A 22,526-nucleotide genomic window follows, 5' to 3' on the forward strand; every position below is an offset into this window, starting at 1 on the left:
GCTCACTGCAGCAGGTCGTCGACCCGTTCCACGAGCGAGGGCTCACCGGTCAGCCCTCCAAGGTCGGCCACCAGGCGTGGCACGGCGCCGCGCAGCCAGCGTTCGACGCGTGTCGAGCAGTTGAGCGCCAGCTCGCATTGCAGGTCGCGCCGCCGCGCGAAGCGCTCGAGCACGGCGGCCACGCGAAGAAACGAAAGCTCGCCGAACAGCTTGTGCGTGGGCAGATGCGCCGGGTCACAGGCGCTGACGGTGGCGACTGCGCCGCGCTCGGCGGCCAGCAGCTGCTGCGCGCTGTCGCGCAGCGCCGGATGCAGCAGCACCAACTCGTCGACCAGCACCAGCGCGCCGCGGTCGCAGGCTTCCGTGAGCACGGCGCGCGAGCCGCCGGAATCGTCGAGGAGGTATTCGTCGAGCTCGTACGAACGGCGCACCAGCTCGGCATCCTGCAGCACTTCGCGCTCACGCGAGCCGGGCAGTGCAGAGTTGATCGCGTGCAGCGCGCCATTGATCAGCTCGCCGGCGCTTTGGCTACCGGGGCCGAAACAGCGCCATTGCTCGCGGGTCGCAGCGTAGAAGCCGTCCGGCCAGTTCGGATGGCTGCGCCTGAGCGCCTTGACCAGCGCGTCGAACTGCTTGCGGCGCTGGCTGCGTGTGTCTGGGTCGGCGATCGACGCGAAGGCGCCGGCAGGGTCGTCAATCAGCGCGCGCGCCTCGGCCTCGGTGGGCGCAAGCACCAGCGTCGGTACGGCAAGCCGAGTCTGTGCCGAAACCGGCGCGAGCACCCGCAGCCGCGCCAGCACGTCGGTCGCGCATGCCGCTGCGTCGGCGAGCAGTTGCGCCTGGTCGACCGGCAGCACGTCCACGGCTGGCCATTCGCCCGGCAGTTGTGCTTCGGCTCCTTGCAGGCACAGCACCGGCGCCACGCCAAAGCGGCGGCGCAGCGTCGCCAGCAGCCGGCCCACCGCAAGGCGCCGTTCGGGGCTGTCGAGCATGGCCAGCGCCGCCGGCGTAAGCAGCAAGGCACCGAGCTGCGCCACCCGCAGTCCCTGCTCGGCCTGCCGCCCGAGTGCAGCATCGTTGATACGCAGCGGCGTCGCCTCGAAGTCCTTGGCGCGTCCTAGCGCCAACCGCTGGTGCAACGCGTCGTCGGCCCCTTGCAGCGCGAGCAGCGCGACCTGCTTGAGCCGCGTCTGCCACTGCCGCCGCTGTTCCATCATCCCCGGCTCGGGGGCGGCAGCGCGGTAGTGCCGGTCGCGCTGGGTCCGCACCGCCTCCTGCAGCCGCAGTTTCAAGTCGGCGATGTCGGCGAATTCGATGCCGGTGGCCGCTGCACGGGAACGAAATGCGTCGACCGCGACCCGCCGGCATTCGCGCTCGGCCGGCGCGAACTTGCCGTCGCGGCTGTCGTCGTCCTTGTCGGCGGTGGTCGTGCGCAACAGCATCAGGCGCGGGATGCGCGGCTGCTCCGGCATCTCGCAGGCTTCGAACTCCAGTTCGGTGATCGACTTCGGTGGCGGCCCTTGCTCGGCGATCCAGCCGTAGCGCCGACCCAGGATGCCGATGTAGAGGTGTGCGCTACGCACGTCTGCCACGCACTTCGTCGTGTGCGCCTCCTCGGTGAGCCGGTAGCTGTCGACCAGCACACCATAACGGCCGGCGACCTCGACCGCGGCCGCGCGCTCGGCTTTCAGGTCGTCGATCGTCGACGAGATATAGATCCGGAACTCCTGTCCCGCGGGCATCGAGCTTCCCTCTTCGGCAGAGCGTGGACCATTGTGCCGCTATTTCGGTGGCGAGCGACGCCAAGGATAGGAAATCCAACGGCACCCAGGCGAGTATATGAGCCTTCATTGAGGAGCGTCAATCTCGGATTTCGCCCCGGCGGCCCTTGAAAAGTCATCCGAATCCCGCCCCTGAGCGCCTGTCGTCATCCGCCGATCCGGACCGGCGGATGACCACAGGCACGAGTTGTCCCACGACGAGCGCGTCGGGTCCTGCAAGTCCACACCGGGCCGAATTGCTCAGATGATCTTGTTCAACGGGTACTCGACAATTCCCTCGGCACCGAGCTTCATCAGTTCCGGAACGATGCTTCGAACCTTGATTTCCGGGAGGATGGTCTCGATCGAAACCCAGGAGGAATTGTGCAGATGGGCAACGGTCGGGTTGTTGAGGCTGGGGAGGATGTCAGTGATGGCGGCAACACGGTCTCCCGGAGCGTTCATCTTCAGGCCCACCATCCCTTCCGCGCGCAACGTCGATTGCAGCAGGGTAGCGATCTGCTCGATCTTGACCCGCTTCCAGGGGTCTTCCCATGCTCGCCGGTTGGCGATCATGACCGGCAGCGACTCCATCAGGTCGCAGACGATGCGCAGGCCATTGGCACGAATGGTGGAACCCGTCTCGGTGACCTCGACGATGGCGTCGCACAGCCCCTCGACCACCTTGGCCTCGGTGGCCCCCCATGAGAATTCAACGGTGACCGGAATATTGCGCTCGGCGAAGTAACGCTGGGTGAAGCCCACCAGTTCCGTCGAAATGGTGCCGCCGCGGAGATCCTCGGGTGAGCGAACCTCGGAACCCTCATTGACCACCAGGACCCAGCGCACCGTGCCGCGGGAAACCTTCGAATAGGCCATTTCGCAGATTTCCACGACATCCGAATCGCTCTCCCGGACCCAGTCCCGGCCAGCAATGCCGACGTCGATGGTGCCCCGTTCTACGTACCTGCCCATCTCCTGCGGACGGATGAGGCTGCATTTCATCTCTTCGTCGTCGACGCTTGGAAAGTAGCTGCGCGACGCTGTGGTGATCCGCCAGCCGGCCTTGCGGAACAGCTCGACGGTGGCCTCCTCCAGGCTTCCCTTGGGGATGCCGAACTTCAGCAGATTGTCGATCACGGCTTGCTTCATTTCTTGTACACCTGCGCCGGGTCAAACAGGGGATTGGAATGCTCCACCCAGGCCCCGCTTTCCCATTTCACGAAGAAGCAGCTGCGGTTACCGGTATGACAGGCCGCAGGGCCATTCTGCCTGACCTTGATGACCACCGTATCGGCATCGCAGTCGGTGAATACCTCGACAACGTCCTGCGTGTTGCCGGACTCCTCGCCCTTCATCCAGTATTTGTTGCGCGAGCGACTGAAGAACCAGGTCTTGCCGGACTCCAGGGTCAGATTCAAGGTCTTTTCGTCCATGAAGGCGACCATCAGCACCTCGCCGTTATCGGCATCCTGGATCACGGCAGGAATCAACCCGCCCATTTTTTCAAAATCAATCTTGATCATGAAGCATGCATTCCTTGTGCGTTGAATGTTGACCAATACAGCAGCTTCGAGCGGTATTGGCGCCGGACAGCGCCCCTCGCGGGCGCGGACCGGTCAGTCTTGTCTCCCCGGGTCGGGTTCTGGGGACAGTATAGCTAATTCGCAGCGCTGCATGCTCTACCGGGATCGACCCTTTTCGGCACTTTGAGGTTGCAATGAGCAATTTTGTATGTTGTCCCCGAAAAAACCTATGCGAGCTGTCTCCCGATAACAAACTTGGATGCTCATGCATCGGCAGCATCTTTTCGCGTTGGGCGTTGAGGTAGGCTAAGGTTCCAGTCATCTTGTCGGGGAAATCCGGCTGCCACCGCGGCAGGAAATGATGGACCAGCTCGTTGCGCTCTTCGGTCATCAGTTTCAGATCCCGGCGCACGGATTCGACGCATTCTGTGTCATCTGAGATCCGGAAGGAGAAAGAGAGCCAGCCCGCTGGCCTATCCTCTTCTGGGACTTCGTCCCTGGCGGTTTTCTGACGTGCGCTCGTCAACGCGACGATTGACCACGATTCGATGGCCCGGATTACTCCTGGAAAAGGGCAGCGGGATTTCTGAGCTTGGATCGTGCGGATTGCCGACCGTCCTTTGTAATTCCCCTTCTTCGGTGCTACAGTCAATTCGGGACCCAGGACATGGAGATCAACCACACGTGCACCTCCGCTTTTTCATTTCGTCGCCAGGAGACGTTGCCAGGGAAAGGGCACTGGCGCAGGAGGTGGTCGAGCAGGAGATCCCGAAGGATCCTCTCCTGCGCGGGCTGGTGACATGCGAGGCGGTGCGCTGGGACGACCCGGCCGCGCCGGCGGCCATGCCGGCAACCCTGACACCGCAGGAAGCGGTGAATCGGGGGTTGCCCAAGCCCTCCCAATGCGACGTGGTCATCGTCATCCTGTGGTCGCGCATGGGCACCCCGTTGCCGGATACCTTCCGCAGGGCGGATGGTTCGGCCTATCTGTCGGGTAGCGAGTGGGAGTACGAGGATGCGCTGCAAGGCAATTCACCCGTTTCGCCACCGCATGTTCTGGTCTATCGCTGCACCAGCGCGGTCTCCATCGATCCCGACCAGCCCGATGCGGCGTCCAGGCTCGAACAGCGCGGGCGCGTGCGGCAGTTCTTCGACCGCTTCAAGAACCTGGATGGCTCGTTGCGCGGCGCATTCTCCGAGTACGACTCGCCCGAAGCCTTCCGCGACCGTCTGCGCAACGACCTGCGCGCCTATGTGCAGCAGCGGCTTGCGGGGCAGGCACAGGAGCAAACGCGCTCATCCGAAAAGGCACCGCCGCCGTTCGGCGAGATCGCCCGCGCCCTCTGGAAGGGACGCGTGGTGCTGTTCATCGGTAATCGCGCGATGTCGGCGGGGCGCTCGCCCGACGCGGTTGCCGGCAGTGCGCCGGAGATCTTCCTTCCCAGCGGCGCCGAGCTGTCGCACGTCCTCGCGGAAGATATGGCGCTGCACGAGGACGATGACGATCTCGCGCAGATTTCCTCCTACTATGAGACTTTCCAGGGCCGCCCGGCGCTGCGCGAGCGCTTGCGCCAGATCCTGGTTCCGCAGGCGGATTCCGGAATCCGCGTTCCTCCGCTGTACCGTCTTCTCGCTGAGGTGCCTGTTCCGCTTCTGGTTCTGAGCACTGGCTTCGACACCCTGATCGAACAGGCATTCCGCGCGGCCGGCAAGCCTTACGATCTGGTGATCTATCCCGCCGACCGCAAGGATCTGGCCAGCGCCGTCCTCTGGTGGCCTCACGGCGAAACTCAGCCGCGGACGCCGGCGCCGAACGAACTGGACATCGATCTCGCGACGACGACGGTGATCTTCAAGATGCATGGCTCGGTACGCCCGGAAAACGACGAGTGGGACGGGTTCGTGATCACCGAGGACGACCACGTGGAGTTCCTCTCTCGGGTGGCGGCCAAGTCGGCGATTCCGTCGCTGTTCTTCGCGTATCTCCGTGACCGCAGTCTGCTCTTCGTCGGCTGCTGCCTGCACGACTGGAACCTGCGTGTTGCGATCCGCAGTCTGAGTCGGTACTTCGCGCGCCGCACGACGGCGGACGCCGATGAGGAAATACCCTCGTGGGCCGTCGATGAGCAGATTTCGGAACTCGAAGTCAAACTCTGGCGGCGGCGCGGGGTATATCCCTTCCAGGTCGCGATCGACGAGTTCGTCACAAAATTGCGGGCGAGGGCGCCCAGATGACCGCAGCGCGCGACCTTGACACCTGTCCGTACGTCGGTCTTCAGCCGTTTCTAGAGGAGCACCGCGAGTACTTCTTCGGGCGCGAAAAGGATCAGCGCATCATCATCGCCAACGTGCTGGCGTCGCCGCTGACGGTCTTCTATGGGTCCAGCGGCGTCGGCAAGAGTTCGGTACTGATGGCGGGCGTCGTTCCGCAACTTCGCCGCGACCGGCCCCGGATTCCCGTTGTCGTCTTCCGTGAGTGGGTCGGCGATGAGTTTCAGCAAAGGCTGGCCCGGGCCTGTATCGCGTCTGTGAAGAATTGCGTCGGGGACGCGGATTTGCCGGCGGAGGACCTGCCGCTGGACGAGCTCTTGCGTGCCTGTTGTGCGCGTGCGCGCGAAACCGTTCTGGTCATCCTCGATCAGTTCGAGGAATACTTTCTTTACCACCAAAAAGCGAACGCGCCGACCTCCTTCGAGGCGCAGCTTGCGCGCGCGATCAACCGGGAGGATGTGGATGTCGGCTTCCTCATCGCGTTGCGCGAGGACAGCCTGGCAAAACTGGACCGCTTTCAGGAGCGCATCCCCAACCTGCTGAGCAACCGCTTGCGCCTCAAGCACCTCGACGCGGACGGCGCGGCCGAGGCCATTCGCCGCCCCCTGGAAGTGTGGAACCGCAAGAGCGCGTCCGTACCGCCGGTTACCGTCGAGGACGACCTGGTGTCGGCGTTGATCGAACAGGTCCGCGCCGGGCGCGTGTCGGTCAGCCGCCAGTCCGGCGGTGCGTCATTGAGGAATGAGGACGGGCTTGTCGAAGCGCCCTATCTGCAACTGGTGCTGACCCGTTTGTGGTCGCAGGAAATGAGTGAGCAATCCCGGGTGCTGCGCCGGGTCACGTTCGATCGCCTCGGCGGTGCGCAGGAAATCGTGTGCAGCCACCTGGGGGCCGTGATGTCACACCTCGACGAGACCAGCCAGGCGGTATGCGCCACCTTCTTCGATCGCCTCGTCACGCCGAGCGGGGGCAAGGTGGCCTGTGCTCGCGACGACCTCGTGGGCTGGGCCGGTCCGCTGCGGGAGCACGTGCCGCAGGTTCTGCACGCCTTGTCGGAACAGCGCATCCTGCGTACGACCGCGTCGGCGATCGATCAGCCCGAAGCAACGTATTACGAGATCTATCATGACGTGCTCGCCGCGGCGCTGGTCGATTGGCGCAATCGTTATGTGGAGAAACAGGCGCGCGAAACCGCCAGCCGACAACGGCAGGAGGAGTCTCGCCGCCGGCGGCAGCGACGCCTGCTGATCGTTGCGTCGGCCTTTGCGCTGATTACGGTTCCCGGCTGGCTGTATTCCTTCACCCAGCATCACCGTGCCGAGGCAAACGCCCGCGCCGCCCGCGTCGCCGCGATTGCCCAGACGGACCCGGCGCGAGCCCTGGACGTCGCCATTGCGGCGGTAGACGAGACGCGCCGATTCTTCCTGCCGACAACCCCCGAGGCCGAGGATGCGCTGCGCCAGGCGATCCTCGCCACGGGCTACGAGCCAAGGACCGCCGATTTCGGCGACTGGGTATGGGATGTCGCTTTCAGCCCGAGTTCTGACAGGATTGCGGTCGGTACCCGGGATCACAAGGCGACGGTGTGGAGCTTGAACACCGACGGGCCGGACGCGTCGGCGCCGCACATGAGTTTCGATCAGGATGTGCGAACGGTGTCCTTCCTCGGCAGCGATGCCAGGTTGCTCGTCAGCGCGGGCAAGGTCGCCCACGTCTGGGATCTCGCCAGGTCGGAGGTCGCCAAGGCATTCGAACACGGCAGCCTGATCTACGACGCGGTTGCCATCAGTGCCGATGGCCAGCGGCTGGCCACAGCGGGTCAGGGCGTGGACGGAAAGGAGCGCCTGATCAAGGTCTGGGATCCGCAATCCCCTGGCGATCAGCCGCTGTCGGTGATCGACCTGGGCGGCGCGTGGGTGATGGGGCTGGCCTTCAGCCCCGATGGCTGCTGTCTGGCGACGGTCAGCGTCGAAAAAGGCGCAGCCGACAGAACCCATACCGAGGTCTGGGGCATCGCCACCGGCAAGCGTCTGCTGAGCCTGCCGAATCGGCAACCGGGCGACGCCATACAATTTGCGGCGGACGGCAGGAAGATCGTGATCGCCGGTCGGGACAACCGCATTCGCATCTTCGAGCCGGCGAAAGGCGAACTCGACGAGATGCTTGCCGCGGATGCCGTTTCCGGCCGGGAACGCATCGATGTCCCGTGGGACATCGATGTCCTTGCGGGCCACACCGGCCGCGTCCGCGACATCGTCATCAGCCCGGACGGATCGCGCATCGCGAGCGCTAGCGGCGACCAGACGGTGAGAATCTGGGACAGCGCCACCGGTGAGAGTCTGCTGGTGCTCAAGGGACACCGCGGCTGGGTCGAGGCAGTGGCGTTTAGCGCCGACGGTCGACACGTGGCGAGCGGTGGACGGGACAACCTGGTCAAGGTGTGGGACATCAGCCGCCATACCGCGCCGGTGCATGGTGTCGCCTTCAGCCCGGATGGCATGGTGGTGGCGACGGCGGCGGCCGACGGCAGCGCCAAGATCTGGGACGTTTCCGGCGACCTTCCGGCGTTGCGCTTCACCCTGAGCGGGCACAAGGGTGAGGTCTATCGCGTCGCATTTGACCCGACCGGCAGACGCCTGGCAACGGCCAGCTTCGACAACACCGTTCGCCTGTGGGATGTCGCGACGGGACAATCCCTGGAGTTTGTCGCCAGACACGGGGACCAATTGCGCGATGTTGCCTTCAGCCCGGACGGCGCTTACCTGGCTACGGCGTGCGCCGATGGCCATGCGCGCCTCTACCGCTGGAACGATTCCGGTGCCGAGTCAGATCCCGTGCTTCTTCCCAAGGTGCGCGCGAAGAAGTTTTCGCAGATCATGGCCGTCGCATTTCACCCGGGCGATGCAACGCTGGTCACTGTGAGCAGCGAAGGATCGCTCAGGCGCTGGAGTCGCGCTGGCGAGGAACTCGGGGAAATCTCGTTGAATGGGGTTCGCCTCGGCGATGTCGCCATCAGCCCTGACGGAAGCCGACTGGCTGCCCTGGCGCCGAGAGCGTTGTACCTCTGGCCCTATGCGGATCTGGTCCGGTCGACGGCGAATCCGCAGAAATCGATCAGGTTGCCGTCAAATACATACTGCTATTCCGTCGCTTTCAGCGCTGACGGCAAGCAGGTCGCGGTGGCCTGCGAGGACTCGGCGGTTCGCCTGTACGACGCGCATTCCGGTGCACCCGTCAAAACGATGGCCATTCACAATGGATCCGTCAGCGAGGTTGCCTTCAGCGCGGATGGCAAGCGCTTTGCCACAGCCAGCGCCGACCGGACATTCGCCGTCCTGCCCAGTGCGAGCGACGACACTTATCGACTGGCCACACGCCTCCGCAAGCGCTCGACAGCCGGAGGCAGCGACTGAGCGCGCCATGGACACCGGCCCCAAGGGGCGCGGGTTTGCCAGGCCTTGCCTTTTCGGCGCAGCCGGAGCGGTGCGCCCGGGGGCGCCTTGCGCCGCACCGGTGGCGCCGGCAATCGTGATTGGGGACCGCCATGCCGCCAAATGACCTGCCGATCTTTCAACCCCTGACCGGGGTCTACGAGCCGTCCGGCATCCAGCAACTTGCCGACGGCCGCTTTCTCGTTGTCGAGGACGAAGAGCAGCATGCGTTGAGTCTCCTCCGTATCACTGGCGGCCAAGTCAGTCACACGGCCCTGAGCGCCCCTTTCTGGTCGTGGGGTAACGGCGACTTCTGGGAGCTTGACGACCTCGAAGGCATCACTGCCGATGGCGCGGGCAACCTCTACGCCATCACCTCGCATTCCCGCGACAGCAACGGCGATGAGCGGAAATCCAGGGAAAGACTGGTGCGCTTCCGCATCGAAGGCGACAACGTCGTCGATCCGAGGGTGGTCGGCAGCCTGAAGCGCGATCTGACGGCCGCTCATCCGGAACTGGCCGCTTCTGCCGGGATACGCGAAGTCAAGAGCGCGGGCGGGTTGAACATCGAGGCCCTGGCAATGAGCGCCGACCAGAGGCGCCTGCTGATTGGATTTCGCAGTCCGCTGCTCGACCAGCGAGCGATCATCGCCAGCATCGAGAATCCGGGTGCCATCTTTGATGCCGAAGAGCGGCCGCGGATCGGCGTCACCCTGACGACACTCGATCTGGGTGGCAACGGCATTCGCGGCATGTCCTGGGTGCCCTTTCTTGCCGGCTATCTGGTCGTCGCCGGTCCCGTTGCCCGCGAACAGGTTGAATTCCAGCTCTGGTTCTGGCGTGGAGGCAGCGACGATCGCCCGCGCCGGGTCAGTGTTGCCGGCCTGTCCGGTTTCGGACATGCCGAGGGGGTGAGCCCGGCGGTCATCGATGGCCGGCAGTGCATCATCATCGTCAGTGACGACGGCAGCCGGGATGACGACCGCTTTGCGCGTTTTCTGATTCTGCAACCGGAGCAACTACGGATTGCCAACTGATCGGGGATCGTGGCGACGAATGAGTCTGCCTCAGCGCCTCGGTCGTATTCGCTCGTATTCGGTAGTACACTCCGCACCTCGAAGCTCAGGGCGCCAGGCCTCCCTCTGGCGTTGCCCGGTTTTGACTGGCCTGGTGAGCTTGTGGCAGAAAGCCGGCTCTCGCCGATCCGCCTGCACCGCGGCAAGCTTCCACGACAAGAAACCGTTCATGGCCGCCGGCGTGCAATCTGCCGAGGCGGCCTGCTGGAGATATTGGAGTCATGAGCTACACCGCAGAATCGATCGCTGTCCTCAAGGGACTGGAGCCGGTGCGCCATCGTCCCGGGATGTACACGCGGACCGATTGCCCGTTGCACATCATCCAGGAAGCGATCGACAACGCTGCCGATGAGGCGCTCGGCGGCTATTGCAAACGCATCGCCGTGATCCTCCATCGCGATCATTCGGTCACTGTCCAGGATGATGGCCGTGGTATTCCGGTGGAGATGCATCCACTGGAAAAGGTGCCGACGGTCGAGGTGGTGTTTACCCGGCTGCACGCTGGCGGCAAGTTCAACAAGGATGATCAGGCTTCGGCCTATCGCTTCTCGGGCGGTCTGCACGGTGTTGGCGTTTCGGTGACCAATGCCCTGTCGACCCGGCTCGAGGTCGAGGTCGTTCGCGACGGGGCGCGGCATCAGATGACTTTCGCCGGGGGTGAGGTCATCGAGCCGCTGCGGCGGGTCGGCGATGCCCCGAAGCGAGCGAGCGGTACGCGGGTGCGGGCGTGGCCGGACCCGGCTTTCTTCGACTCGCCGAACGTTCCCCTGCCGCAGCTCGAACGTCTGTTGCGCAGCAAGGCACTGCTGCTGCCCGGGCTGCAGGTTGCACTGACCGTCGAGGACGGCGCCAGCAGCGAGTGGTGTTTCGCCCAGGGGATGCAGCAGTATCTGGTCGAGCAGCTCGACGGCGAGGCGGTGGCGCCGGTGTTCAGCAGCGAGAAATACGCCGGCAAGGGAGACGAGAACTTTCCCGTCGGCTCGGGCGCCGCCTGGGCGATCTGCTGGACGGCCGAGGGCGGGGTGGCGCGCGAATCCTACGTCAACCTGATCCCGACGACGGCCGGCGGAACGCACGAGGTCGGTTTGCGGCAGGCGGTGCTCGACGCCATACGCAGCTTCGCCGAGCACCACGCGCTGTTGCCGAAGGGGATCAAGCTGGCTGCCGAGGACGTCTTTGCGCGCGCCAGCTTCGTGCTCGCGGTGCGCATGCTCGATCCCTCGTTCCAGGGGCAGACCAAGGAGCGGCTGAACTCGCGCGATGCGGTAGGGCTGGTGGCGCGCATGGTGCGCGACAGTCTGGAATTGTGGCTCAATGAACATCCCGAGGCGGCGAAGCGGATCACCGAGCTGGCCATTCGGGCAGCGCAGGCGCGCACGCGGGCCGGTCAGAAGGTCGAGAAGCGCAAGCAGTCGGGGGTGGCGATCCTGCCCGGCAAGCTGTCCGATTGCCAAAGCGAGGACGTCAGTCGCAACGAGATCTTTCTCGTCGAGGGTGACTCGGCCGGCGGCTCGGCGAAATCCGGACGCGACAAGGAGCTGCAGGCGATCCTGCCGCTACGCGGCAAGGTACTGAATACCTGGGAGGTCGAAGCCGGCAGCCTGTTCGCCAACCGCGAGGTGCACGACATTGCGGTGGCGCTGGGCATCGACCCGCACCAGGCAAACGCGCCGGATTCGGTACTGGCCAATCTGCGCTACGGCAAGGTGGTGATCATGACCGACGCCGATGTCGATGGCTCGCATATCCGGGTTCTGTTGTGCACGCTCTTCTACCGCCATTTTCCGAAGCTGATCGCCAGTGGCCATCTCTACTTTGCGCAGCCGCCACTCTATCGTCTCGATGTGCCTGGCCTCGGCAAGACGCGTCCGCCGCGCAAGATTTATGCGCTCGACAGCGCCGAACTCGAGGCGTCGATCGATCGCCTGCGCCTCGAAGGGATCAAGCCGGAGGCGGTTTCGATCTCGCGTTTCAAGGGGCTGGGCGAGATGAATCCCGAACAGCTCTGGGAGACGACGATGTCACCCGACACGCGCCGCCTGATGCGCATCCGGATGCCTGGCGCCGAGACGGCCAGGCCGGTGATGAACATGTTGATGGGCAAGAATGAATCCGCCGGCCGGCGGGCGTGGATGGAAGAGAACGGCGCCCTGATCGGCGCAGAAATCTGAGGGTGAACCGAAGGTGAGGAAAGATTCAACGCCAGACCTGTTTGCCGACCTGCCGGCCAACCACCAACTGCCGCCGGCACCCCCGGCCGTGCCGCCGTCTGCAGCGACGCAGCCGCCGGGCGAAGACGATGACAGCATCCTGCTGCACGACTCGGCTGCACGCGATTACCTCGAATACGCCATTGCGGTGGTCAAGGGCCGCGCGCTGCCGGATGTCAAGGACGGCCTGAAGCCGGTGCAGCGTCGCGTCCTCTTCGCGATGCGAGAACTGGGGCTGTCGGCGACGGCCAAGCCGGTCAAGTCGGCTCGCGTTGTTGGTGACGTGATCGGCAAGTACCACCCGCACGGCGATACTTCGGCCTACGATGCGATGGTGCGGGTGGCGCAGCCCTTCATGCTGCGTTACCCGCTGGTCGATGGCCAGGGAAACTTTGGCTCGCGCGATGGCGACAATGCGGCGGCGATGCGCTACACCGAGGCGCGCCTGACGCCAATCGCCGAACTGCTGCTCGGCGAGCTTGGCGAAGGCACGGTCGACTTCCAGCCGAATTACGACGGTTCCTTCGATGAGCCGGCTTTCCTGCCGGCGCGCCTGCCGTTCCTGTTGCTCAACGGTGCTTCGGGCATTGCCGTCGGCATGGCCACCGAAATGCCGGCGCACAACCTGCGCGAGGTGGCAGCGGCAGCGATCCACAAGATCGAGCAGCCGGCAGCCGGGGTCAGCGAACTGATGGCGCACATTCCCGGGCCGGACTACCCCGGTGGCGGGCAGATCATTTCGTCGCCGGGCGACATCGCTGCGGCCTACAGCAGCGGTCGCGGCAGCCTGCGCGTGCGCGCCCGCTACGAGATCGAGGAGATGGCGCGCGGGGCGTGGCAAGTGGTGTTCAAGGAGTTGCCGCCGGGTGTTTCGTCGGCCAAGGTGCTTGCCGAGATCGGCGTGCTGCTCAATCCACAGCCCAAGCCGGGCAAGAAGGCGATCGAGCAGTCGGTCGCGCAACTGAAGGCGCTGATGGCGTCGCAGCTCGATCGGGCGCGTGACGAGTCGGGCAAGGATGACGATGTGCGTCTGGTTTTCGAGCCGAGCAGCTCGCGGATTGATCGGCAGGAGTTCGTGGCGCTGCTGCTCGCGCATACCAGTCTCGAAACCTCGGCGCCGATCAACCTGGTCGCGGTCGGCATCGATGGCCGGCCGTGCCAGAAATCCCTGGCCGACCTGATCGGCGAGTGGTGCACCTTCCGCATCCGGACCGTGCATCGGCGCACCGAGTTCCGCCTGCAAAAGGCTGACGACCGCATCCACATTCTCGAAGGCCGGCACATCGTCTTCCTCAACATCGACGAGGTGATCCGGATCATTCGCGAATCCGACGAGCCGAAAGCGGCGCTGATCGCACGTTTCACGCTCTCGGATCGGCAGGCCGAAGATATCCTGGAAATTCGCCTGCGCCAGCTGGCCAGGCTCGAGGGAATCCGCATCGAGCAGGAACTCGCCAAGCTGCGCGGGGAACGGGAAGGGTTTCTCAAGTTGCTCGGCAGCGATACGCTGCTGCGCCGGCAGGTGATCCGCGAGATCAAGGCCGATGCCGAGAAGCATGGCGATGCCCGGCGGACGATCATCCAGCCGGCGGCCACCGCTTCGCGCTCGGAGGTGGCTGCCGTTGCCGACGAGCCGGTCACGGTGATCATCTCCGAGAAGGGCTGGGCGCGGGTCAGGCAGGGGCATGGTCTGGACCTGTCGGGGGTCGTCTTCAAGGATGGCGACCGCGCCGGTTCGGCGCAGGAGTGCCGTTCGGTCGACTCGCTGGTGATCGTCTCGACCGAAGGACGCGCGTTCACCGTACCGATCGCCAGTCTTCCGGATGGTCGCGGCATGGGCGCGCCACTGTCATCGTTCGTCGAGCTGGGTGGCGGCAAGATCGCGCATGTGTTGACCGGATTGCCGGAGGACGAGCTTCTGATTGCCAAGACCTCGGGCTACGGCTTCATTTGCACGTTCGGCGATCTGCTCTCGCGCCAGAAGGCCGGCAAGGCCTTCCTGACCGTCGAAGAGGGCGCCGGTATCCTGCCGCCGGTGAGGCTTGCCGGCAAGGATCATCTGGCCGCATTATCGGAAGATGGTCGACTGCTGATCTTTCCGCTCGAACAGATGAAGCGCCTGGCGAGTGGCAAGGGCGTTCAGATCATTGGTCTGCGCGACGCGGAGTCGCTGCGGGCGGTGATCGCGATGCAGGGATCGCGGGTGATGATCAAGGGGACCGCCCGGAACCGGGTCAAGACGCTGGCTTCCGAGGCTCGGCATCTCGCCTTGCGAGCGCGGCGCGGCTCGCCCGTCGGACCAATGACCAACGTGACGCTCGAGGCGTATCCGGAGTGATGAGTGATGATTGACCGAGACTTGCCGGCAGGAGGGAAAATCTGATGGGCAGCAATCAATGGAAGCTGGGCGGGCAGGTGGCCATCTGGGGCGTTTCCTGTTTCTGCAGCGGGCTGGCTCTGGCCGAGCAGGTGGGTTGCGTGACCACCGAGTGGAAGCTGGTCGGCGCCAATCACCGGGTCTGTGTCGAGAGTTTTCCCGATCCGCAGGTGTCGGGTGTGACCTGCCACGTCAGCCAGGCGAGAACCGGTGGTGTCAAGGGCTCCTTAGGCCTGGCGCAGGATCCGTCGCAGTTCGCGCTGGCCTGTCGACAGACCGGTCCGATCACGTTGCCGGCAAAATTGCCGAAAGACGCGACCGTTTTTTCGGACGACACCTCGATCCTGTTCAAGGAGACGCGAGTCGTCAGGATGTGGGACGAGGCCAACCGGACGCTGGTCTACCTCGCGATCAGCCGCAAGCTGATCGACGGTGCGCCAGCGAACAGCATTTCGACCGTGCCGGTGATGCCCTGGGGCGGGCGCTGAAGGTGGACGGACTGACCTCACCTGCGGGCTTGCCGCAGGCGGCAGCGGTTCCGGCATGCCGCCGACGCTCTGGTCAGCGAGGTCCGATAGTCTCGACGCTGCCGCAGCCCTTCCCGTCCTCTGACCGGCAATGACCGCCAATTCTTGCGCGCCGACCGAGTACGACGTCGGCCGCCTGGGTCAGGTGTTTACGCCGCCGGCGATCGTCGATGCCATGCTTGCCCTGGTCCGCAATTGTGGTCGGGTGCTCGAGCCGGCCTGTGGCGACGGCGCTTTCCTGCAGCATTTTCCGTTTGCGCTCGGCGTCGAGATCGATCCGCGGCACGCGCCACCGGGGGCGCGCGTGATGGATTTTTTTGCCTTGCCCGAACACGAGGCCTTCGCGACCATCATCGGCAATCCGCCCTACGTACGCTATCGGGAAATCGCCACTGCGACGCGCCGGCTGGTCAGGCGCAGCGTGCTCGATGGACGCGCCAACCTGTACCTCTTCTTCATCGAAAAGTGTCTGCGGCATCTGGCGCCGGGCGGTGAACTGGTGTTCATCACGCCACGCGATTTCGTCAAGGCGACTTCCGCGGTGCCGCTGAACCGGCTGCTCCACGCGGCGGGAACGATCACCGATTTCGTCGACCTCGGCGATTCACGGTTGTTCGACGACGCGACGCCGAATTGCGCCATCTGGCGTTACGAGCGCGACAATTTCTCGCGGCGGACGCGCTATGCGGCGCAGGGCGTCGCCGATGGTCTGCGCGGCCTGGCGCGGCTGCAGTGGGAGGAGCGTCACTTTGTCGAGAGCGGTGGGCACCTGCTGTTCACCCGCGGTGACTACGGACTGCAACTGGCCGACATTGCTTTTGTCAAGGTCGGTGCCGTGTCCGGTGCCGATGAACTCTACGTCAGCGAGGCGTACGGCAATCGCAGCTTCGTCTGCTCGGCGACGGTGAGCAGCGGTGAAACCCGCCGCATGCTCTGGTGCGAGCCGGGCCAGCCGCCGCCGGCGGTGCTGCTGCCGTACAGGGAACGGCTGATCGCCCGCCGCATTCGGCCTTTTGACGAGTCCAACTGGTGGCAATGGGGCCGCGGCTATTACCAGTCACAGCAGCCACGGGTCTATGTGAACAACAAGACGCGCCGTTTGCAGCCCTTCTTCGTACACCCGTGTACGAACTATGACGGATCGGTGCTGGCGATTTTTCCGCACGACCCGGCAGTCGATGTGCAGGCACTGGCTGCCGCGCTGAATGCGGTCGACTGGGCTGACCTCGGTTTCGTCTGCGACGGCCGCTTCCTGTTTGCCCAGCGCAGCCTTGAGCAGACGCCGCTGCCCGAGTCGTTCCGGGCGTTCGCGCCCGGTCGCGGTGTTAAAATAGCCAATTGAACAGCGGCGTCCGCTGCCGCTGCGGCATGCTTCGCCACCAAGTATCCCCGGCGCCGCCTGGTGTTCGCGGGGAGGAGATGAGCCCATGGTTCCACGCCTGACGACTGCCCTCAACGGCCCACTGCTGGAGATCGAGCGCCGCTTCCTTGACGCCATGCCGGCGATCGAACGCTGGCTGCGCGGTCAGTGGCAGGAGCATACGCCGCCCTTCTACGGCTCGGTCGATCTGCGCAACGCGGGTTTCAAGCTGGCACCGGTGGACATGAATCTTTTCCCGGGCGGCTTCAACAATCTGGCTGCCACCTTCCTGCCGCTCTGCGTCCAGGCCGCGATGACGGCCATCGACCGCATCTGCCCGGACGCCAGGAAGCTCTTGCTGATTCCCGAGAACCACACGCGCAACCTGTTTTACCTGCAGAATGTGGCCCAGATCGCGGCGATCCTGCGCCTGACCGGACTTGAAGTGCGCCTAGGTTCGTTGCTGCCGGAGATTGACAAGCCGACGACGGTTGCCCTGCCTGACGGTGCGATGCTGCTCCTCGAGCCCCTGCGGCGCAGCGCTGGCCGGCTTGGGCTGGCGGACTTCGATCCTTGCGCCATCCTGCTCAACAACGACCTGTCAGCGGGCATCCCGGAGATACTGCAGGATCTCGACGGGCAGTTCGTCCTGCCGCCGCTGCACGCTGGCTGGGCCTTGCGCCGCAAGTCCAACCACTTCGCCGCCTACGACGAGGTCGCCGGCAACTTTGCCAAACTGGTCGGGATCGACCCGTGGCGGATCAACCCTTACTTTTCAGTCTGCGACAGCGTCAACTTCCACGAGCGGCAGGGCGAGGACTGCCTGGCAGCCAACGTCGACGCCGTACTCGGCCTGATCCGCGAGAAGTACCGGCAATACGGCATCGACGAGACCCCTTATGTGGTCGTCAAGGCCGACGCCGGCACCTATGGCATGGGCGTGATGACGGTCAAGGACGCTTCCCAGGTGACCGGTCTGAGTCGCCGACAGCGCAACAAGATGTCAGTTGTCAAGGAAGGCCTGGCGGTGTCGCAGGTGATCATCCAGGAAGGGGTGCATACCTACGAGCGGGTGGGCAGCGGAGTCGAGGAAGGAGTCGCCGAACCGGTGGTCTACATGATCGACCGCTTTGTCGTCGGGGGGTTTTACCGCGTGCACAGCGGTCGTGGCAAGGACGAAAACCTCAATGCACCGGGAATGCACTTCGAGCCACTCGCCTTCGAGACCAGTTGCTCCTTGCCCGATCACTGCCAGAACCCTGATGCGGCGCCGAACCGCTTCTACGCCTATGGCGTGGTGGCTCGTCTGGCGCAGCTCGCCGCGTCGCTTGAACTCGAACGTACCGCGCCACGAGAGGAGCTGATATCATGCGCATAGCATTCATTGTCGACCCGCTGCCGTCGCTGAAGGCCTGCAAGGATACGAGCATCGCGATGATGCGCGCCGCGCAGGCTACCGGGCATGCCGTCTGGGCGGTGCAGCAGGCGGCGATACACTGGTCGCCCGTGCACGGCGTCTGTGCCGAAGCGGTGCATCTGGAAATGCTGGCTGACGACCAGGACTGGTTCGTCGAGGTCGATCGTTACGTCGTCGCGCTGCGGGATTTTCGCGCTGTCCTGATGCGCAAGGATCCGCCCTTCGACATGGAGTACGTGACCACCACCTGGTTGCTCGAACGAGCCGAAGCCGAGGGCGCGCGCGTTTTCAATCGACCGCGCGCTCTGCGCGACCATTCAGAGAAGTTGTCGGTGGCCGAGTTCCGGCAGTTTACAGTACCGACGGCGGTGGCGCGTGCGCCGGCCGTGATCCACTCTTTCATCGACCTTGAACGCGATACGATTCTGAAGCCGCTCGACGGCATGGGCGGCAGCGAGATCTTCCGGGTCCGTCACGACGACCCGAATCGCAACGTGATCGTCGAGACGCTGACCCACGATGGTGCCCGCACGATCATGGCGCAGCGCTACATCCCCGAGATCGCCGATGGCGACAAGCGGATCCTGATTGTCGGTGGCGAGGTCGTTCCCTATTGCCTGGCACGCATTCCCAAGGCCGGCGAAACGCGCGGCAACCTGGCTGCCGGCGGCACCGGCGTGGCACGCGAACTCAGCCCACGCGACCGGGAAATCGCCAGCACGCTGGCGCCGGTGCTGGCTGCCCGCGGTTTGCTGTTGGTCGGTCTCGACGTGATCGGCGACTGGTTGACGGAAATCAATGTCACCAGCCCGACCTGCATGGTCGAGATCGCCGAGCAGACTGGTTTCGACGCCGCCGAAATGTTCATTGCCGCGCTGGAGCGCCAGTGCGTGGCCGCTGCCTAGCGCTTCTGCTGGTTCTGGCGTGGGCCTTGCCGGCCTGCAGCAGAGCGCCGCTGCATCAACAGGAAGCCTTTGTTTTCGGCACCCGGGTGCAAGTGTTGATTGCCGGGCTGGCCGAGGCGGAGGCGCGACCGGCCGCGGCCGCCGTGCTGAGCGAGTTCGATCGCCTGCATCGCAGTTATCACGCCTGGAGGCCGTCCGAGCTGAGCGCCTTGAACGAGGCCGTCGCGGCTGGCAGGCGGCAACCGGTCACGGCGGAAATGGCCGAGCTGATCATCGAAGCGCAGCGCCTGACGCGACTCAGCGAGCAACTCTTCGACCCCGGCATTGGTCGTCTGGTCAGCCTGTGGGGCTTCCAGTCGGACGAGCTGCCCGCCAGGCTGCCTGAAGCGAGCGCTCTGGCTGTCTGGCAAGCGGCCCGGCCGAGCATCGTCGACCTTCGGCTTGACGGCAACTACGCCAGCAGTCGCCAGCAGCAGCTGGCGCTGGATTTTGGCGGCTATCTCAAGGGGGTCGCGCTCGACCGCGCAGCGAGCATCCTCAAGGCGCAGGGCGTACAGCACGCGCTGATCAATATCGGCGGCAACGTCATGGCGTTCGGCAGCAAGAACGGGCAGCGCTGGCGGGTCGGAATCCAGCATCCGCGCCAGCCGGGCCCGCTGGCGACGGTCGAGCTAGACGATGGCGAGGCGATCGGCACCTCGGGTGACTATCAGCGTTATTTCGAGCTCGATGGCCGGCGCTATTGCCATCTGCTCGATCCACGCAGCGGCCAGCCGGTGATGCACACGCAGGCGCTGACCGTGCTGATCACGTCGCGCCCGGCGGCCGGCGCATTGTCCGATGTGGCCTCCAAACCCCTGTTCATCGCCGGCAGCGACTGGCCACGCCTGGCACAGAAGCTGCAGGTCGAGCACGTCCTGCGCGTCGACGCGACCGGTCGCCTGCAGGTCAGCAGTGCCATGCAGGGCCGGCTGGTGTACGTCGGTGGTCAGCCGAAGGCGCTCGACGTGATCCCGTGACCGGCCTGCCGATGCTGCCGGGCGACCGGGAATCGCTTAGAATGGCGGCCTGTCGTAAGGGATAAGTGCAATGATCGGTGTCTTACTGATAACGCATGGTTCGTTTGGTGAAAGCCTGGTTCAGAACGTATGCCATGTCCTCAACAAGCGTCCGCCACTGATTGCGCAGCTCGGTGTGGCCGCTCAGGACGACCCGCTTGATATTCTGCCGCTGGCGCGCCTGCTGCTGAGAGAGGTTGACTCTGGCGAGGGTGTGCTGGTGATGACCGATGTCTATGGGGCGACGCCCGGCAACCTGGCGCTCAAGCTGCTCGAACCGGGACGCATTGAAGGCATTGCCGGAGTCAATCTGCCGATGTTGTTGCGTGCGCTGACGTATCGCGAGAAGGGCATGGAAACGATGCTCCAGAAGGCGATCAGCGGCGCCCATGATGGCGTGGTGAAGTTGCCACCGCCGGCCTAGGCCCCCGGGGCCAGAGGAGTTCTGAATGGTACGTGTTGAAGCCGAAGTACTCAACAAGCTGGGCCTGCACGCGCGTGCTTCAGCCAAGTTGACCCAGCTCGCCAGCCGCTTTGGGAGCGAGGTCTGGATGGAGAAGGGGGCCCGCCGGATCAACGCCAAGAGCATCATGGGGGTGATGATGCTGGCCGCCGGCAAGGGCTCGACGGTGATCGTCGAGACCGATGGAGCAGACGAGCTGGCAGCGAGCGAGGCGATCCTCGAACTGATCGCGAACCGGTTTGGCGAGGCGGAGTAGGTACATCATGAGTTTTACCCTGCATGGTCTGGCGGTTTCAGGTGGCATCGCAATCGGTCAGGCGCATCTGATGTCGCACGCGACGCTCGAAGTCTCTCACCTGGTCATCGCGCCGCGCATGGTGGACAAGGAGGTTGCCCGCTTCGAGGCCGCGCTGCAGCGGGTTCGCGAGGAATTCGCGGCTCTGAAAGGGCGCATGCAGCACACTTCGGCCGAGTTTGGTGCCTTCATCGATCTGCACTCGATGATCCTTTCCGATCCCGAGCTGGCGGAAACCCCCAAGCATTTGATCCGCGAGCGTCGCTGCAACGCCGAATGGGCACTGGTGCAGCAGATGGAGATCCTGGTCGCCCAGTTCGAGAAGTTTGACGATCAGTACCTGCGCGAGCGGAGCTATGACGTGCGCCAGGTCGTCGAGCGGGTGATCAAGGAACTTGTCGGCCAGCCGGGCCGGATGTCGCTGCGAACAGGCAAAGGCATCAGGGAAGAGAATCTGATCGTCGTCGCGCATGATCTCTCGCCGGCCGATGTGATTGCCTACAAGGAGCATCATTTTGCGGCCTTCGTGACCGATGTCGGCGGCTCGACCTCGCACACCGCGATTCTGGCGCGCAGCCTGCGGATTCCTGCCGTCCTCGGTCTGCTCAATGCCCGACAACTGATCCACGATGGCGAAGTCCTGATCGTCGACGGCACGCGTGGCGTGCTGATCGTCAACCCTGATGCGCGCATTCTGGAAGAGTATCGGCTGAGAAAAAGCCAGATCGAGCTCGAACGCACCAAGCTCAAGCGGCTGAAGACGGCGAGGTCGGTCACCCTCGATGGCGTTGACATCGATCTGCACGCCAACATCGAGCTGCCCGGCGATGTGGCCAATGCGCTGGACGGCGGCGCCGAGGGCATTGGGCTGTTTCGCAGCGAGTTCCTGTTCCTCGATCGTGGCGACATGCCGACCGAAGATGAGCAGTTCGAGGCCTACCGGACGGTAGTCAAGGGGATGGGCGGCCGACCGGTCACCATCCGCACCTTCGACCTCGGTTACGACAAGGATCTGCATCCGGAAAAGGTGCACGGTGATCGCCTGCAAAGCAACCCGGCGCTCGGCCTGCGCGCCATCCGCCTGTCGCTGGCCGAGCCGAAGATGTTCCAGACGCAGTTGCGGGCGATCCTGCGCGCTTCGAAGTACGGCAAGATCAAGCTGCTGATCCCGATGCTTTCGCAGGCCCACGAGATCGACCAGACGCTTGCCGCCATCGAGCGGGCCAAGTCGAGCCTGCGCGGCGAGCGGGTTGCTTTCGACGAAGCGATCGCGGTCGGCGCGATGATCGAAATCCCGGCCGCTGCGCTGGCCGTGGGTCTCTTCCTGCGGCGCGTACATTTTCTCTCGATCGGGACCAACGACCTGATCCAGTACACCCTGGCCATCGATCGCAGCGACGAACAGGTGGCCGCCCTCTATGATCCGCTGCATCCGGCGGTCCTGATGCTGCTGGCGCACACCATCGCGAGCGCCGAGAAGGTGGCGATCCCGGTTTCGATCTGTGGCGAGCTGGCTGGCGATCCGACGCTGACGCGCCTGTTACTGGGCATGGGGCTGCGGCAGTTCTCGATGCATCCGGCGCAGATCCTGTTGGTCAAGCAGAAGATCATGCAGAGCAACTGTTCCGAACTGGCGCCGATCGTTCGCCGCATGTTGCGCTATGAAGAGCCGGCGAAGATTCGCGAGCAACTGGAGAAGCTCAACACGAGCGTCTGAATTGACTTTTTCGCGGGCTGCGGGTAACTTTCGCCGCCTTGGCGCCGATTTGAACGATCAGCTTGCGGGCGCACTATAAATACGGCTAAAGCGCGGCACACCCAGTCCGCCTTGCTAGCCGACTGGGTTTTTC

At 64.5% G+C, this 22,526-nt stretch carries 17 protein-coding genes; 13 read left to right on the plus strand and 4 right to left on the minus strand.

What is annotated here, in order from left to right; translation table 11 throughout:
- Positions 1-2 precede the first annotated feature (2 nt).
- The 4 genes from V5B44_RS15500 to V5B44_RS15515 all read right to left on the minus strand — a co-directional run bounded on the left by V5B44_RS15500 (position 3) and on the right by V5B44_RS15515 (position 3,968).
- The gene (locus tag V5B44_RS15500) at positions 3-1,742 is read right to left on the minus strand and encodes a DUF4062 domain-containing protein (protein WP_332359900.1); all 1,740 of its coding nucleotides are present in this window, start codon (positions 1,740-1,742) and stop codon (positions 3-5) included.
- A gap of 279 nt (positions 1,743-2,021) precedes the next feature.
- Entirely contained in the window at positions 2,022-2,897 is an 876-nt protein-coding gene (gene hisG / locus V5B44_RS15505; RefSeq protein ID WP_332360059.1) for an ATP phosphoribosyltransferase, read from the minus strand.
- 11 nt (positions 2,898-2,908) lie between these two features.
- Complete coding sequence (gene hisI, locus V5B44_RS15510; protein WP_332359901.1) at positions 2,909-3,286, minus strand: phosphoribosyl-AMP cyclohydrolase; 378 nt, start codon at positions 3,284-3,286, stop codon at positions 2,909-2,911.
- On the minus strand, positions 3,273-3,968 hold the full coding sequence (locus V5B44_RS15515) for a hypothetical protein (RefSeq protein ID WP_332359902.1): 696 nt from the start codon (positions 3,966-3,968) through the stop codon (positions 3,273-3,275). The genes hisI and V5B44_RS15515 overlap by 14 nt, the downstream gene beginning before the upstream one ends.
- Positions 3,969-3,970: 2 nt before the next feature.
- Between V5B44_RS15515 and V5B44_RS15520 the strand changes: the two genes are divergently transcribed.
- The 13 genes from V5B44_RS15520 to ptsP all read left to right on the plus strand — a co-directional run bounded on the left by V5B44_RS15520 (position 3,971) and on the right by ptsP (position 22,393).
- Positions 3,971-5,521 (plus strand): SIR2 family NAD-dependent protein deacylase, encoded by a 1,551-nt coding sequence (locus V5B44_RS15520; protein ID WP_332359903.1) that lies wholly within the window; start codon positions 3,971-3,973, stop codon positions 5,519-5,521.
- Entirely contained in the window at positions 5,518-8,970 is a 3,453-nt protein-coding gene (locus tag V5B44_RS15525; protein WP_332359904.1) for a WD40 repeat domain-containing protein, read from the plus strand. Before V5B44_RS15520 ends, V5B44_RS15525 begins: the two co-directional genes overlap by 4 nt.
- A gap of 131 nt (positions 8,971-9,101) precedes the next feature.
- Positions 9,102-10,025: a DUF3616 domain-containing protein gene (locus tag V5B44_RS15530; RefSeq protein WP_332359905.1), complete on the plus strand. Its 924-nt coding sequence runs from the start codon at positions 9,102-9,104 to the stop codon at positions 10,023-10,025.
- 260 nt (positions 10,026-10,285) lie between these two features.
- On the plus strand, positions 10,286-12,235 hold the full coding sequence (locus V5B44_RS15535; protein WP_332359906.1) for a DNA topoisomerase IV subunit B: 1,950 nt from the start codon (positions 10,286-10,288) through the stop codon (positions 12,233-12,235).
- Between the two features lie 13 nt (positions 12,236-12,248).
- Positions 12,249-14,612: a DNA topoisomerase IV subunit A gene (parC, locus tag V5B44_RS15540; RefSeq protein ID WP_332359908.1), complete on the plus strand. Its 2,364-nt coding sequence runs from the start codon at positions 12,249-12,251 to the stop codon at positions 14,610-14,612.
- A gap of 44 nt (positions 14,613-14,656) precedes the next feature.
- Positions 14,657-15,139, plus strand: coding sequence for a CreA family protein (locus V5B44_RS15545; RefSeq protein WP_332359909.1), 483 nt, complete (start codon positions 14,657-14,659; stop codon positions 15,137-15,139).
- A 130-nt stretch (positions 15,140-15,269) separates the two neighbouring features.
- A complete protein-coding gene (locus tag V5B44_RS15550) occupies positions 15,270-16,520 on the plus strand; it encodes a class I SAM-dependent methyltransferase (RefSeq protein ID WP_332359910.1) in 1,251 nt (416 codons plus the stop codon).
- Positions 16,521-16,605: 85 nt separating this feature from the next.
- On the plus strand, positions 16,606-17,916 hold the full coding sequence (gene gshA, locus V5B44_RS15555) for a glutamate--cysteine ligase (protein WP_332359911.1): 1,311 nt from the start codon (positions 16,606-16,608) through the stop codon (positions 17,914-17,916).
- The gene (gshB, locus tag V5B44_RS15560) at positions 17,907-18,860 is read left to right on the plus strand and encodes a glutathione synthase (protein ID WP_332359912.1); all 954 of its coding nucleotides are present in this window, start codon (positions 17,907-17,909) and stop codon (positions 18,858-18,860) included. The genes gshA and gshB overlap by 10 nt, the downstream gene beginning before the upstream one ends.
- Entirely contained in the window at positions 18,842-19,879 is a 1,038-nt protein-coding gene (locus V5B44_RS15565; protein ID WP_332359913.1) for an FAD:protein FMN transferase, read from the plus strand. The genes gshB and V5B44_RS15565 overlap by 19 nt, the downstream gene beginning before the upstream one ends.
- A gap of 70 nt (positions 19,880-19,949) precedes the next feature.
- Positions 19,950-20,342 (plus strand): PTS sugar transporter subunit IIA, encoded by a 393-nt coding sequence (locus V5B44_RS15570; protein WP_332359914.1) that lies wholly within the window; start codon positions 19,950-19,952, stop codon positions 20,340-20,342.
- 25 nt (positions 20,343-20,367) lie between these two features.
- On the plus strand, positions 20,368-20,637 hold the full coding sequence (locus V5B44_RS15575; protein WP_332359915.1) for an HPr family phosphocarrier protein: 270 nt from the start codon (positions 20,368-20,370) through the stop codon (positions 20,635-20,637).
- A gap of 7 nt (positions 20,638-20,644) precedes the next feature.
- Entirely contained in the window at positions 20,645-22,393 is a 1,749-nt protein-coding gene (gene ptsP, locus V5B44_RS15580) for a phosphoenolpyruvate--protein phosphotransferase (RefSeq protein WP_332359916.1), read from the plus strand.
- Positions 22,394-22,526 lie beyond the last annotated feature (133 nt).

The organism is Candidatus Accumulibacter necessarius (assembly GCF_036625085.1).

Excerpts from the sequence above, each read along its gene's own strand:
- V5B44_RS15500 (WP_332359900.1), bottom strand. The coding sequence starts at position 1,742 with ATGCCCGCGGGACAGGAGTTCCGGATCTATATCTCGTCGACGATCGAC.
- hisI (WP_332359901.1), bottom strand. The coding sequence starts at position 3,286 with ATGATCAAGATTGATTTTGAAAAAATGGGCGGGTTGATTCCTGCCGTG.
- V5B44_RS15525 (WP_332359904.1), top strand. The coding sequence starts at position 5,518 with ATGACCGCAGCGCGCGACCTTGACACCTGTCCGTACGTCGGTCTTCAG.
- V5B44_RS15530 (WP_332359905.1), top strand. The coding sequence starts at position 9,102 with ATGCCGCCAAATGACCTGCCGATCTTTCAACCCCTGACCGGGGTCTAC.
- V5B44_RS15535 (WP_332359906.1), top strand. The coding sequence starts at position 10,286 with ATGAGCTACACCGCAGAATCGATCGCTGTCCTCAAGGGACTGGAGCCG.
- V5B44_RS15545 (WP_332359909.1), top strand. The coding sequence starts at position 14,657 with ATGGGCAGCAATCAATGGAAGCTGGGCGGGCAGGTGGCCATCTGGGGC.
- V5B44_RS15550 (WP_332359910.1), top strand. The coding sequence starts at position 15,270 with ATGACCGCCAATTCTTGCGCGCCGACCGAGTACGACGTCGGCCGCCTG.
- gshA (WP_332359911.1), top strand. The coding sequence starts at position 16,606 with ATGGTTCCACGCCTGACGACTGCCCTCAACGGCCCACTGCTGGAGATC.
- gshB (WP_332359912.1), top strand. The coding sequence starts at position 17,907 with ATGCGCATAGCATTCATTGTCGACCCGCTGCCGTCGCTGAAGGCCTGC.
- V5B44_RS15570 (WP_332359914.1), top strand. The coding sequence starts at position 19,950 with ATGATCGGTGTCTTACTGATAACGCATGGTTCGTTTGGTGAAAGCCTG.
- V5B44_RS15575 (WP_332359915.1), top strand. The coding sequence starts at position 20,368 with ATGGTACGTGTTGAAGCCGAAGTACTCAACAAGCTGGGCCTGCACGCG.
- ptsP (WP_332359916.1), top strand. The coding sequence starts at position 20,645 with ATGAGTTTTACCCTGCATGGTCTGGCGGTTTCAGGTGGCATCGCAATC.